Source organism: Butyrivibrio sp. ob235 (assembly GCF_900109475.1).
Taxonomy (GTDB): domain Bacteria; phylum Bacillota; class Clostridia; order Lachnospirales; family Lachnospiraceae; genus Butyrivibrio.
Genome location: NZ_FOBE01000001.1, coordinates 421,135 through 435,007, shown reverse-complemented (window position 1 = coordinate 435,007; position 13,873 = coordinate 421,135). Strand labels below are relative to the sequence as shown.

The 13,873-nt window shown below is 40.6% G+C and carries 12 protein-coding genes; 11 read left to right on the top strand and 1 reads right to left on the bottom strand.

Annotated features, from left to right (window positions below; genetic code table 11):
• Positions 1-56: 56 nt before the first annotated feature.
• From recA to BMW61_RS01785, 9 genes are all read left to right on the top strand, one after another.
• On the top strand, positions 57-1,127 hold the full coding sequence (recA, locus tag BMW61_RS01825) for a recombinase RecA (RefSeq protein WP_022760112.1): 1,071 nt from the start codon (positions 57-59) through the stop codon (positions 1,125-1,127).
• 5 nt (positions 1,128-1,132) lie between these two features.
• Positions 1,133-1,756 (top strand): regulatory protein RecX, encoded by a 624-nt coding sequence (locus tag BMW61_RS01820; RefSeq protein WP_091819521.1) that lies wholly within the window; start codon positions 1,133-1,135, stop codon positions 1,754-1,756.
• Positions 1,757-1,858: 102 nt separating this feature from the next.
• Positions 1,859-3,418: a ribonuclease Y gene (gene rny / locus BMW61_RS01815; RefSeq protein WP_022760110.1), complete on the top strand. Its 1,560-nt coding sequence runs from the start codon at positions 1,859-1,861 to the stop codon at positions 3,416-3,418.
• A gap of 128 nt (positions 3,419-3,546) precedes the next feature.
• Positions 3,547-3,927 (top strand): metal-dependent transcriptional regulator, encoded by a 381-nt coding sequence (locus BMW61_RS01810; RefSeq protein WP_022760109.1) that lies wholly within the window; start codon positions 3,547-3,549, stop codon positions 3,925-3,927.
• Positions 3,911-5,419 carry an RsmF rRNA methyltransferase first C-terminal domain-containing protein gene (locus BMW61_RS01805; RefSeq protein WP_091819520.1) on the top strand — a complete coding sequence of 503 codons (1,509 nt, stop codon included), beginning with the start codon at positions 3,911-3,913 and terminating at the stop codon, positions 5,417-5,419. Before BMW61_RS01810 ends, BMW61_RS01805 begins: the two co-directional genes overlap by 17 nt.
• Positions 5,416-7,152 carry an ABC transporter ATP-binding protein gene (locus tag BMW61_RS01800; RefSeq protein WP_091819518.1) on the top strand — a complete coding sequence of 579 codons (1,737 nt, stop codon included), beginning with the start codon at positions 5,416-5,418 and terminating at the stop codon, positions 7,150-7,152. Before BMW61_RS01805 ends, BMW61_RS01800 begins: the two co-directional genes overlap by 4 nt.
• Entirely contained in the window at positions 7,145-8,872 is a 1,728-nt protein-coding gene (locus tag BMW61_RS01795; RefSeq protein ID WP_091819517.1) for an ABC transporter ATP-binding protein, read from the top strand. The genes BMW61_RS01800 and BMW61_RS01795 overlap by 8 nt, the downstream gene beginning before the upstream one ends.
• A gap of 98 nt (positions 8,873-8,970) precedes the next feature.
• A complete protein-coding gene (locus BMW61_RS01790) occupies positions 8,971-10,620 on the top strand; it encodes a putative manganese-dependent inorganic diphosphatase (protein WP_091819516.1) in 1,650 nt (549 codons plus the stop codon).
• A gap of 82 nt (positions 10,621-10,702) precedes the next feature.
• Positions 10,703-12,232 carry an Ig-like domain-containing protein gene (locus BMW61_RS01785; RefSeq protein WP_091819514.1) on the top strand — a complete coding sequence of 510 codons (1,530 nt, stop codon included), beginning with the start codon at positions 10,703-10,705 and terminating at the stop codon, positions 12,230-12,232.
• 99 nt (positions 12,233-12,331) lie between these two features.
• Here BMW61_RS01785 and BMW61_RS01780 read toward each other — a convergent pair whose 3' ends face one another.
• Complete coding sequence (locus BMW61_RS01780; RefSeq protein WP_022760103.1) at positions 12,332-12,532, bottom strand: hypothetical protein; 201 nt, start codon at positions 12,530-12,532, stop codon at positions 12,332-12,334.
• Positions 12,533-12,774: 242 nt separating this feature from the next.
• Here BMW61_RS01780 and BMW61_RS01775 point away from each other — a divergent pair, with 242 nt between their 5' ends.
• Positions 12,775-13,548: an alpha/beta hydrolase family protein gene (locus BMW61_RS01775; RefSeq protein ID WP_022760102.1), complete on the top strand. Its 774-nt coding sequence runs from the start codon at positions 12,775-12,777 to the stop codon at positions 13,546-13,548.
• The gene (locus tag BMW61_RS01770) at positions 13,545-13,823 is read left to right on the top strand and encodes a hypothetical protein (RefSeq protein WP_022760101.1); all 279 of its coding nucleotides are present in this window, start codon (positions 13,545-13,547) and stop codon (positions 13,821-13,823) included. Before BMW61_RS01775 ends, BMW61_RS01770 begins: the two co-directional genes overlap by 4 nt.
• The last annotated feature ends 50 nt before the right edge of the window (positions 13,824-13,873 follow it).

The following is a 13,873-nucleotide window of genomic DNA, read 5'->3' as shown; positions in this document are numbered from 1 at the left end:
CATTTGTTTTATTATCATTACAGAACGCTTGTTCTGGAGAAAAGGAGAAGAACAGTATGGAAAGAGAAGATAAGCAGAGAGCATTAGAGGCAGCACTCGGACAGATTGAGAAGCAGTTTGGTAAAGGCGCCGTTATGAAATTAGGTGATCCTTCGGCTCAGATGAATGTTGAGACCACTCCGACGGGCTCACTCAGTCTTGATATAGCACTTGGTCTCGGAGGTATTCCGAAGGGACGCATTGTTGAGATTTATGGACCTGAGTCCAGTGGTAAGACAACGGTCACACTCCACATGATTGCAGAGGTTCAGAAGAGAGGCGGTATCGCCGGATTCATTGATGCGGAGCATGCGCTTGATCCTGTATATGCCAAGAATATCGGTGTTGATGTGGATAATTTATATATTTCACAGCCGGATTCCGGCGAACAGGCCCTTGAGATTTGTGAGACAATGGTTCGCTCAGGAGCTATTGACATTGTTGTAGTCGACTCTGTTGCTGCGTTGGTGCCTAAAGCAGAAATAGATGGCGATATGGGCGATTCCCATGTCGGACTTCAGGCCAGACTCATGTCACAGGCGCTTCGTAAACTTACAGCGGTTATCAGCAAGTCCAATTGCTCGGTTATCTTTATAAATCAGCTTCGAGAGAAGGTTGGTGTTATGTTTGGCAATCCGGAGACTACAACCGGCGGACGTGCTCTCAAATTCTATTCTTCTGTAAGAATGGATGTAAGAAGAATTGAGACCTTGAAGCAGAGCGGAGAGTCTATTGGAAACCGTACAAGAGTGAAAATTGTTAAGAATAAGATTGCACCTCCGTTTAAAGAGGCTGAATTCGACATCATGTATGGCAAAGGAATTTCTTATACTGGTGATGTACTTGATCTTGCAGCCGCTTGTGACATTGTGAATAAGAGTGGCGCGTGGTACCAGTACGGAAGTGACAAGATCGGCCAGGGACGTGAGAATGCTAAGACTTATCTTGCTGAACATCCTGAAGTACTTGAAGAAATTGCTGCAAAAGTAAGGAGTCATTACGGACTTGAGGGCGGCGAAGAAGCCAAGGAAGAGGAGCCGGCTCCCACAGGAAAAAAGTCTAAGGCTTCCAAATCAGAAGAGGCATAAGCAACATGACTGTAACGGATATAGTAGCGTTTGACAATAAAAGATCTAAAGTATTTATAGATGACGAATTCGCTTTTATCCTGTACAGAGGCGAGATAAGAAGTTATGGAATTAAAACAGGCGAAGAGATTTCTTCGCCTGTTTTTAATGAGATAACAGAGACGGTTATTCCTAAAAGAGCAAAGCTACGAGCTATGAATTTGCTTCAAAAACGTGATTATACAGAACGCAAGCTGCGGGATAAGCTTAGGGAAGGAATGTATGCCGAATCTGTTATTGATGAGACTATAGATTATCTTAAATCCTACAGATACATTGATGACGAGAGATATGCCGGGGATTACATCAGATATCAGATAAATCTTCGGAGTAAAAACAGAATAAAACAGGATCTGATACAAAAAGGAATATCTGCTGACATAATCGAGAAAATGGTGTCCGAGGCTTATTCAGAGGAAAATGATGATCCCGAGCTTGATCTATGCATTTCTCTTTTACGAAAGAAACACTTTGATAACGAAAATGCCTCCTATGAGGAAAGGCAGAAAATGATGGCATTTTTATACCGAAAAGGCTTTGGCGGCGACACCATACAAAGAGCGTTATCACTTGACACGGGCATAAACTGAGCGTAAACTTAATATGTTGTTATATTGTATGAAATAATGAATTTTTTAATCATTTTATACAAAATATCGTACAATGAAAATTAAATAAGGAGGTGCTCCTGTATGCTTGCAATTATTTTTGTAGCAGTAGCAGCAACTCTTGTCATTTCGGTACTGGTAACCGCTTTGGTCATGACATTCCGTCAAAAGAAAATTGACGCTGAGAATGAGAGCAAGATCGGAACCGCAGAGGAAAGGGCAAGAAAAATCATCGACGACGCTGTAAGAGCTGCCGATGAATCGAAGCGCGAAAAACTCCTGGAAGTAAAAGAAGAATCACTTAAGGCCAGAAATGACCTTGAAAAGGAAGTGAGGGATAGGAGAGCAGAGGTTCAGCGTTCAGAAAGAAGAGTTCAGCAGAAAGAAGAGAACGTCGAAAAGAGATCAGAAGCAATTGAGAAGAAAGAGGCCAGTTTAAATGCACGTGAAGATGCATTGAACAAGAAAACGCAAGAGGTTGCGAAGCTTGATGAGCAGAGAAGACAGGAACTTGAGAAAATCTCAGGCTTAACCTCCGAGCAGGCAAAAGAGTATCTTTTAAAGATTGTTGAAGATGACGTAAAACATGAATCCGCAGTCATGATTAAAAACATGGAAGCGGAGGCTAAGGAAGAGGCAGATAAGCGCGCTAAGGAAATTGTGGTAAATGCAATTCAGAGATGCGCAGCAGATCATGTTTCGGAGACAACCATTTCGGTTGTTCAGCTTCCTAACGATGAGATGAAGGGACGTATTATCGGCCGAGAGGGAAGAAATATCAGAACTCTCGAAACCATGACAGGTGTTGATCTTATTATTGATGATACACCTGAGGCTGTTGTTATCTCGGGATTTGATCCTATCAGAAGAGAGGTAGCCAGAATCGCTCTTGAAAAACTGATTGTGGATGGCCGAATCCATCCTGCAAGAATTGAAGAGATGGTTGAAAAGGCACAGAAGGAAGTTGCCAATAAGATTAAAGAAGAAGGTGAGAATGCCGCTCTTGAAGCAGGTGTTCATGGATTGCATCCTGAAATCATCAAACTTCTTGGTCGCATGCGTTTCCGTACAAGTTATGGTCAGAACGCATTAAAGCATTCTGTTGAAGTATCACAGCTTTGCGGACTTATGGCTTCAGAATTGGAGCTGGATGTTCGTCTTGCTAAGAGAGCCGGTCTCCTTCATGATATCGGTAAGGCCGTTGATCATGAAATGGAAGGCTCACATATTTCACTTGGTGTTGATATTTGTAAGAAGTACAAAGAATCTGCAACCGTCATCAATGCAGTAGAGGCACATCACGGAGATGTTGAGCCTCAGTCACTTATAGCTGTTATAGTACAGGCTGCTGATACCATTTCAGCTGCAAGACCCGGAGCTCGTAGAGAGACTCTGGAGACTTATACCAGCAGATTAAAAGAACTCGAGGAGATCACAGGAAGCTTTAAGGGCGTTGATCACTCATTTGCTATTCAGGCCGGAAGAGAAGTCAGAGTAATGGTTGTTCCCGAGCAGATAAGTGACTCCGATATGGTATTAATGGCAAGAGACATTGCTAAGAAGATTGAGAACGAGATGGAATATCCCGGACAGATCAAGGTTAATATCATTCGTGAGAGTAGGGCAACTGATTTTGCTAAATAATTTTAGACTGAAATGATAATGACCGATGTGGAAAACACATCGGTCATTTTTATTTTGTAAAGTTTGATAGTGCTAACGGTTTATACTATACTAATAAAGATACAAAAACATATCTTAAGGAGGCTTATATGCAAGAGTCAGGTGAAGACTATATCGAAACAATTTATCTCTTGAAAAAGAGAAATGGCTATGTTCGTTCAATAGATGTTGCCAATGAACTTGGCTTTTCAAGACCCAGCGTTTCGAGGGCTGTTGGAATCTTAAAGGAAAACGGATTCATTACCGTGGCAAACGATGGTGAGCTTGAGCTTACACAGGAAGGCTTGAAAAAGGCCAAAAGTGTTTATGACAGACATACAAATCTTACAAAATTTCTCATGCTGACTGCAAAAGTATCTCCGGAAGTAGCAGAAAATGATGCGTGCAGAATTGAGCACATCATTAGTCCGGAAACCTTTAAGGGAATTAAGAAATATATAAAAGAGCATAAAGATGAGTTTGAGCAATGATTTTGAAAAAAGGATAAAGGCCATTCTCGGCGATGAATTTGAACAGTTTGAGGAAGCCCTTGAAAGAGAGCCCGTAAGGGCAATAAGGTTAAATCCGATACGACTTGGGGATACGAGTGCCAACAAAGCCTCGATAATTCTTGGTAAAACCTCAGCCAATCTTGAGGATGAAATCTTATGGGAACCTACAGGCTATAGTTTTAATTCCGGAACTCCGGGTAAACATCCTTATCATGAAGCAGGGGTTTACTATATCCAGGAACCCAGTGCAATGTCGCCGGTGAGTTTTCTGGATCCTCAGCCTGGTGAAAAGGTGCTCGACCTTTGTGCTGCTCCGGGAGGAAAAAGTACTCAGATTGCATGTCGGATGAAGGGTAAGGGTATACTTGTAGCAAATGAGATTGACAGGAAAAGAGCACAGATATTATCACTGAATGTTGAGAGGCTCGGAATTAGAAATGCTCTTGTCACGAACATGAAGCCGGAAATCCTTTCTGAAATTTTTGAAGGGTATTTTGACAGAATACTTGTTGATGCACCCTGCTCCGGTGAAGGTATGTTCAGAAAAAATGATGAAGCGATTGATAACTGGAGCGAGGATAATGTTGAGCTTTGTGCGAAGAGACAGACAGATATACTAAGATCTGCGGTTAAAATGCTTGCACCGGGCGGCCGACTTGTTTATTCTACATGTACCTTTGCACCTGAAGAAGATGAACTTCAGGCCGGTATTTTGATTCAGGATGGATTAAAGCCTGTAAGCATAGAATTATATGACGGCATGGTTCCCGGAGATATCGCTAATATTCAAAAAGTCAGAGATATTGTCGGAACTTTTGATTTTGATGAATATATATCTTTTCAGAAGCAGATTTCTTCGGAGATTAACGAGGCAGTAAAAAAATGTACGGCAAGACTGTGGCCTCATAAGCTTAAGGGAGAAGGTCATTTTCTTGCAGTTTTTGAAAAAGAAGGGGATATTAGCCTTAATCATGGGAATTATGGTATTAACGGAAGTATAAAACCCGTGAAAGAAACAGATATAAAACCCTTCATGCAATTTGCTGATGAAAATATAAAAGAAATAGATATTACTAAGGATCAAAAAGGATTTGTACATATACAAGGCTGTATAAGTGGTAATCCTTTTCTTTTTGGTGACCAGTTATATTTGGCGCCGGAAGGGATGCCCGGAATCAGAGGGCTTACTGTTTTGAGACCGGGGTTACACCTGGGAACTATAAAAAAAGACCGGTTTGAACCATCTCATGCGTTGGCACTTGCAATAACGACTGAGGCTGTACGGTATTCGTATGAACTTCATGATACTTCAAAAGCAATGCAGTTTATAGGAGGCATGAGCTTCAGAGAACCGGGGCTTTCAAATGGCTGGTATCTTATCACATTTGATGGCTACAGCCTGGGATGGTCAAAGTATGCGGGGGGCTCATTAAAGAACCACTATCCGAAAGGACTAAGAATTTATACATGAAAAAGTTACTGAAATATCTTAAGAAATATTCATTGGAAGCCGCCCTGGGTCCGCTTTTCAAATTGCTTGAGGCCAGTTTTGAGCTTATCGTGCCTCTTGTTGTTGCAGCCATAATTGATAAGGGTATCAGAAACAGCGACAGCTCGTATGTATTAAAAATGAGCCTGGTCCTCATACTTCTTGCAGTAGTAGGGTATATCAGTTCTGTAACGGCGCAGTTTTTTGCAGCTAAGGCAGCTTCTTATTTTGCTGCTGCGGTTAAGAAAGATCTTTTTAAGAATATCCAGGGGCTATCTTACGAACAGATTGACAGCCTTGGTACCAATACTTTGATAACCAGGATGACAAGTGATATAAACCAGGTTCAGCAAGGCGTTAATCTTACCCTTAGACTGCTTCTTCGTTCACCTTTTGTTGTCTTTGGTGCAATGGTTATGGCTTTTACTATTGATTTTAACCAGGCACTTATTTTCCTTGTTACGATAATTGTTCTGTCTATAGTTGTTTTCGGAATTATGCTTTGGGGAATTCCAAGATATAAAAAGGTTCAGGAACTTCTGGATAATGTTCTTGGCCTCACAAGAGAAAATCTTTCGGGAGTCCGTGTGATAAGAGCTTTCGGACTTGAAAAAAATGAAACGGGCAACTTTAGAGCTAAAAATGAAGGGCTCACTAAGCTTCAGGAGTTTGTTGGCAGGGTTTCTGCACTGATGAACCCTATAACATATGTGATTCTTAATATTGCAATAATAATTCTTCTTAAGACGGGGGCGGATAAGGTTTATACCGGAATTCTTACCACCGGAGCAGTAGTGGCGCTTTATAATTATATGTCTCAGATTCTGGTAGAGCTTGTTAAGCTGGCAAATCTGATCATTCAGGTTACGAGATCGTTTGCCTGCGGAAACAGAATTCAGACCATGCTTGAAGAAACAGGGTCAATGACAGGTGGAAGCGTTGATGCAAAAAGTGTATCAATGAAGGATGATATTGTAATAAGTTTTGAGAATGTATCATTGTGCTACAAAGGTGACAGCGAAGATTCACTTTCGGAAGTGACTTTTTCCGCAAAGAAGGGCGAATCGATCGGAATTATTGGTGGTACCGGTTCGGGAAAAACTACGCTTGTTAATCTTATTCCGAGATTTTATGATGCCACAGGCGGAAGCGTTAAATTCAAAGGAAGAGATGTCAGGGATTATACACTTGAATCCCTGAGAGATGTGATTGGTGTTGTTCCTCAGAAGGCAGTTCTTTTCAAAGGAACTATAAGAGATAATCTCAGATGGGGCAATGCAAATGCGAGTGATGAAGAGATTTGGGATGCGGTTCATACTGCGCAGGCAGCCGAAGTTGTGAAAGAAAAGAAGGGGCAGCTTTCAGCTGAAATAACACAAAGCGGCAGGAATCTCTCGGGAGGTCAGAGGCAAAGGCTCACGATAGCGAGAGCTCTTGTCAAAAAGCCCGAAGTTCTGATACTTGATGACAGCTCATCAGCTCTCGATAATATGACTGATAAAAATCTTAGAAATGCTATTTTAAAGCTTTCATATAAGCCGGTAACATTTATAGTTTCGCAGAGAGCGGCATCAATAAGATTCTGTGACAAAATAATAGTTCTCGATGACGGACATGTCGATGGAATCGGAACGCATGAAGAACTCCTTATGAACAGTGCGACTTACAGAGAAATTTTTGAGTCACAGTTTGGAAAGGAGGCCGTAAATGCGTGAACTTAAACGTGTTTTGAAATATGCCTCCGCATATAAATTATTGATATTTTTATCAATCAGTTTTGCTGTTATATCAGCCGTACTAACGCTATATGCGCCTATAATTGCAGGGCAGGTTGTGGACTGTATCGTTGGCAAAGGGGATGTGAACTTTGAACTTATAAGGTCGCTCCTTATGAGGATGGGAATTGTTATTGGTATTACTGCACTTTGCCAGTGGTTTATGTATGGCGTTAATAACAGAATTACATTTAGCGTTATCAGAGATGTAAGAAATGACGCCTTTGATAAGCTTCAGATATTGCCCTTTGAATATCTGGATAGTCATCCACAGGGAGAAGTGGTTAGTAAGGTTATTTCAGATGTTGACCAGTTTGCAGATGGTCTTCTTATGGGTTTCACACAGCTTTTTACAGGCATTGTTACCATTGTTGGTACGTTGGTTTTCATGTTCTATCTTCAGTGGAAGATAGCTGCTATGGTAGTAATTCTTACGCCTATATCACTTCTTGTTGCGAGATTTATAGCAACAAGATCCTACTCACTTTTCAAGGAGCAGTCTAAAGCAAGAGCTGAGCAGACGGCGCTCATTGATGAGATGATAGGCAATCTGAAGGTTGTAAAAGCCTTTGGACACGAAGATGAAAATCAGGAGACTTTTGATGAGATTAATGAACGACTCGCAAAGACCAGCTTAAAGGCCACATTTTTCTCATCCCTTACAAATCCCAGCACCAGAGTTGTTAATAATACTGTTTATGCTTTTGTGGCACTCTTTGGAGCTTTCGAATGTATAAATGGAATAATGAGTGTTGGATCGCTTACAATTTTTTTGAGTTATGCTACGCAGTATACTAAACCTTTTAATGAGATATCAGGTGTTGTAACAGAACTTCAGAATGCGCTTGCCTGTGCAAGGCGAGTATTTGATCTTATTGATGAAAAGCCGCAGATCCCGGATGCTGTTCCTTGCGATGAACTCGGCATTGCAAAAGGCAATATTGAAATTAAAGATGTGGAGTTTTCGTACGATAAGGACAGAGAATTGATCAAAAACCTCACACTTTCCGTAAAAGAAGGTCAGAGAGTAGCTATAGTAGGTCCGACTGGAAGCGGAAAAACAACTATTATCAATCTTCTGATGAGATTCTATGATGTAGATAAGGGTGCTATAAGTGTCGAGGAATGCGACATAAGAAACTTAAGAAGAGCGCAGCTTCGCGAAAATTATGGAATGGTACTTCAGGAGACCTGGCTTAGAAGCGGGACTATAAAGGATAATATTACTCTTGGCAGAACAGGCTTTACTGAGGCTGAGGTTATAGAAGCGGCGAAAAAGTCACATGCTCACAGCTTCATTAAAAAATTACCGGATGGATATGACACCGTGATAAGTGAGGATGGAGGAATGCTTTCTCAGGGACAGAAGCAGCTCTTGTGTATTACAAGAATTATGCTGAGTGTACCTCCGATGCTCATTCTGGATGAAGCAACAAGCTCTATTGATACACGCACGGAGATGAGAATTCAGCGAGCATTCCAGAAAATGATGGTGGGTAGAACTAGTTTTATCGTTGCTCACAGATTGTCTACTATCAAGGAAGCTGACAGGATACTTGTAATGAAAGACGGACATATTATAGAGCAGGGAGATCATAACTCGCTTCTTAAAGCCAACGGTTTTTACTCAGATCTATACAGAAGCCAGTTTGAACAGTGAAAAAATTAAATATTTTTTACATAAAATGAGTTAAAATAATAGGCAAAAGATTGCCACTATAAAAAGAGGATTTTTATACATAGATTCAGGAGAAGTTTATGAAGAAGAGACCGGTATACGTTATTGGACATAAAAACCCGGATACAGACTCTGTCTGTGCAGCAATATGCTATGCGAATCTTAAGAACAAGATTGCAGGTGAAGAAGTCTGCGAACCTAGACGATGCGGGCATCTTAATGAGGAGACACAGTTTGTGCTGGGGCGTTTTGGTATAACTGCGCCGAAGTATACAAAGGATGTGCGTACACAGGTTTGCGACATGGAGATAAGAGACCTCCATGCTGATGATGATCATATTTCCTTAAAACGCGCTTGGGAGAGAATGAAGGATGAGAATGTAGTTACTCTTTGCATTACTCAGAATGGAAAACTGACAGGTCTTATTACTACAAATGACATTATGGAGACCTGTATGGATGTTCATGATGCGACAATTCTTTCCGAAACAAAGACCTATTATGGAAATATAGTTGATACGCTTGATGGCAATATGCTTGTGGGGGATATGTCAGAGCAGATTACATCAGGTAAAGTTCTGATTGCGACAGCTTCTCCGGAAATCATGGAGGAGGTAATTGATCCCGGAGATATAGTTATATGCGGTAACCGCTATGAAACGCAGCTTGTTGCTATAGAGAATCAGGCAGCCTGTATAGTTGTCTGCATAGATGCCAAGGTCACCAATACAATACAGAAGCTTGCGGAGGAACGCGGCTGTAGGATTATCACAACTCCTTATGATACCTTTACCGTAGCAAGACTTATCAATGAGAGCGCGCCTGTTGGCTCCATCATGAAAAGAGAACAACTTGTTTCTTTTCATACCAATGATTTTATTGAAGATATTCAGCAGACCATGGCACAGGTTCGCCACAGATATTTCCCGGTTTTAGATGAAGATGAGAACTTTGTGGGAATGATTTCACGCCGTAATTTGCTGGGAGCGATGAGAAAACAGCTAATTCTTGTTGATCATAATGAAAAGAGTCAGACTGTTGATGGAGCTGAGAGTGCAGAAATTCTTGAGATAATCGATCACCACAGACTCGGATCATCGATAGAGACTGCAAATCCGGTATTTTTCAGAAATCAGCCCCTTGGTTCGTCGTGTACAATAATCTATTCGATGTATAAAGAATCTGGGATTGAGGTTGATAAAATCACGGCGGCACTTATGCTGTCGGCCATTATCTCGGATACACTCATGTACAGATCACCTACCTGTACAGAGATAGATAAGCGCGCAGGTGAAGAGCTTGCTGCTATTGCGGAGATAAATGTTGAGGATTTTGCAAGGGAGATGTTCCGTGCAGGATCCAATATGGGAAGCAAGACTCCAAAACAGATTGTTCATCAGGACTTCAAAAAGTTTACAGTTGAAGATAAAACAATCGGTATTGGTCAGGTCAATTCTATGAGCGCAGAAGAGCTTGCAGAGATCAAGGAGAGAGTACTTCCTGAGCTCAAGGATATTATGGTGAGCGACGGACTTGATATGATTTTCTTTATGATGACCAATATAATAAGCGAATCTTCGATTGTGGCTTTTGAAGGGAACAAGGCGGAGAGTATCATTGATGCAGGTTTCCATGTGACAGCAGGCAGCGACCATATAGCGCTGTTAAAAGGTGTTGTATCAAGGAAAAAGCAGCTTTTGCCCACAATAGTTGAAGCTTTGCAACAATAAAAAAATCATCAATAAATGTAAAGATACTAAAAATGTGTTATAATACCCTCAGTAACATTTTTTCGTTATTGAGGGTTATTTAATGAAATATTTTTTTACGAGGGAAAAGATCAGGTTCATCGCTATCGCTCTGATAGCCTTTCTTTTTGTGAGTTCTTCGGAGAATTATTCCATTATTTCCAAAGCAGAGGATAATAACAGATATTTAAAAACTACAGAGGCAATCTACAGGGTTAATCCTTTATATGCCGGGATTATTTCTGAGGATGAGCTTTATCACGGCCCTGAACTTCGGGTTACCGAGGAGGCTGTTCTTAATGCGGAAAAGAGTTCTTCTGTAGCTGAGGCAGCTGCTGTCTTGCGAGAAGGATTAAAACGTAAGGATAGGAATATCTATGTGTACTTCACATTCCCGGGTACGGATTATGATGCTTCTTCGCTTATAACTATGGAGAATAATGCTTTCAATATTGCAATGCAGCATACAGGCAAGGGTAATGAAGGGGATTATCTCAAATGGGGCTATAGCGGCATGGGAATGCAGATAGCCTATGATAAGAAGGATGGCAAAACAAGCGGAACTTTCACTTTTTATATGACTTATTATACTTCTGCAGCGCAGGAACAATCTGTGAATGCAAAAGTAAGCCAGATTTCATCCGCATTGTCGCTCTCATCAAAGGGAGAATATGACAAAATTCTGGCGGTGTATGAATATGTATGCGACAACGTAAAATATGAGTATGGTAATTCTCAGTTAAAATATACCTGCTATGCGGCTGCGATAAATAAAAGTGCTGTTTGTCAGGGATATGCGCTTCTTGTTTACAGACTTTTAAATGATGCGGGGGTAAGCTGCAGGCTTATTGCCGGGAATACAAGTTCCGGAGGGCATGGCTGGAATATTGTTAGAGTTGGAGATTATTACTATAACATTGATGCAACCTGGGATGCGGGAAAAGACAAGGAAAAATATGCGTACTTTATGAAATGTGACAGTGAATTTGATGATCACAAAAGATGGTCGCAGTATGCGGATTCGTCATTTTATCAGCTTCATCCCATGAGTTCTACAAGCTATAATACGGGAACTGTAGGTTCCTATGTATCTGTAAAGACGCTGTCACTTAGTAAGGATAAACTTACTTTGAAGGCCGGAGAAAGTAGTCAGCTCAAGGTGACGGTTAAGCCTGCCAGAGCAGAGTCACTTCTTACATGGAAGAGCAATAACAAAAATGTGGCTTCAGTAGATTCAAACGGCAAGGTGAATGCTGTAGCAGCAGGAACCTGTACTGTAACGGTTTCTTCTCCGGATGGCAAAAAGGATATCTGTTATGTTACGGTTACTGAGGAAAACTCAGAAATAAAGTCATTAAAGCTGAATAAGAAAAAGCTAAAGCTGAAAAAGGGAAAGAAATTCCAACTGACTGTAAAAACTAACCCGGTTTCAGCTAAGGATACTACGCAGCTTGTATGGAAGTGCAGCAACAAAAAAGTCGCCAAGATAACAAAAAAAGGTGTTGTGAAGGCAAAAGGAAAAGGTACTTGTATCGTCACAGTATCTACAAAGGATGGGAAAAAGAAAGCAACCTGTAAGGTTACTGTAAAATAAACATAGGACATATATAATATTGAAATATGAACGACAAAAACGGACATTTTCTCAAAAATGTCCGTTTTTGTTCTTATGGAATAGGGTTATACTATCGTATCAGCTGACAAAAAACTTGTCAGCAATAGTCTCCATATAAATGTCACGCTGATCTTCAGGCACATCATATTCATCCATTGCCTTGGATACAGACCAGTGATTAATGCCTATGGAACGAAGCATATGTCTGATAAGTGTATAATCGATAACGTTGTCGTTGGTCATATCAATATCAAATTCTTTTGTTAAAATGGCTGACATAAAGAACCCCCAAAAATAGTAAAATCCAACATATACATACATATAGTTGAAATAATTCCCCTTCAACTACTATATATTGTATTACATATTTGAATTAATTCAATAGATTTCTTTCGAAAATTTGAAGATTATTTTTATGTTTTTTTAACCGTTTATAGATGCCCCAAAACTTGTTAATTGTATGAAATTTTGATAAAATAGTTATCGGAAAAATGTGGTTCTGTATTATATGTGAGGCAGCTATGCAAAAGACATATATAGTGGAGAGAGACGGGTATCACATTTCTGGGGAACTATATTTGCCTGATGATGCTAAGGGAAGATATCCCATAGTGATCATGGCGCACGGCTTCGGGGGAAGCCGGGAAGGAACAAGGCCTTATGCGGAACTTCTTGTAAGGGAAGGGATAGGGTGTTATATCTTTGACTTCTGCGGCGGTGGTCTATCGTCCAGGAGCGACGGTAAAATGACTGATATGTCTGTGCTCACAGAAAGCAAAGACATAGAAGCTGTGGTTGAAAATATTAGAAAAGCACCTTTTGCAGACAGGAAGAATATATTTCTTATGGGAGAAAGTCAGGGAGGCGTAGCTTCAACTATTGCAGCTTCCAAAACACCTAAAGAAATCAGGGCTATGGTGCTTCTATATCCTGCATATATTCTTTTTGACGATGCTAAAAACAGATATCCAAAGAAAGAGATGATTGAGGAAACAACAACTGTTTTCGGTCTTCCGGTAGGGCGCAGATACTACGAGGATGCATTTTCTCTTGATATACATGACTGTATGGGCAAATATGACAGGAATGTACTTATTTTGCATGGCAATATCGATCAGGTTGTTCCGATTTCATACAGTCTTGATGCAAGAAGGAATTTTCCTGCAGCCAAAATCATACAGATAACCGATGCCGGTCATGGATTTTATGGAAAAGAGGTTGTGAAAGCCGGCAAAGAAATGATATCATTTATTCAGGAGAACATGGATGAGCCATGTAAAGGGGGATTATTATGAGTTGCTTGTTTGATAAAAAAATACAGGATATCGATATTGATGAACTTAAAAAGAGCGCAGAAAAGGTTCTTTCTTTTACAGGAACCAAGGCTAAGAGTGCTTGCGCATATGCGCAGGATCGTTTCGATGATCTTGATGATGATAAGAAGAACCTGCTTATAATCGGACTTTCCGTATTCGTAGGAGTGCTTGTTATAGCAGGCATATTCTACTTCCTTGGGAAAAAGGCAGGAAGAAAAGAAACCGCTTTCGAGTATGAAGAATGGGATAGTTGACGGCTCTTTTGATAATATGTCCATTTGGTGCTTGAATATCCATTTTTGAT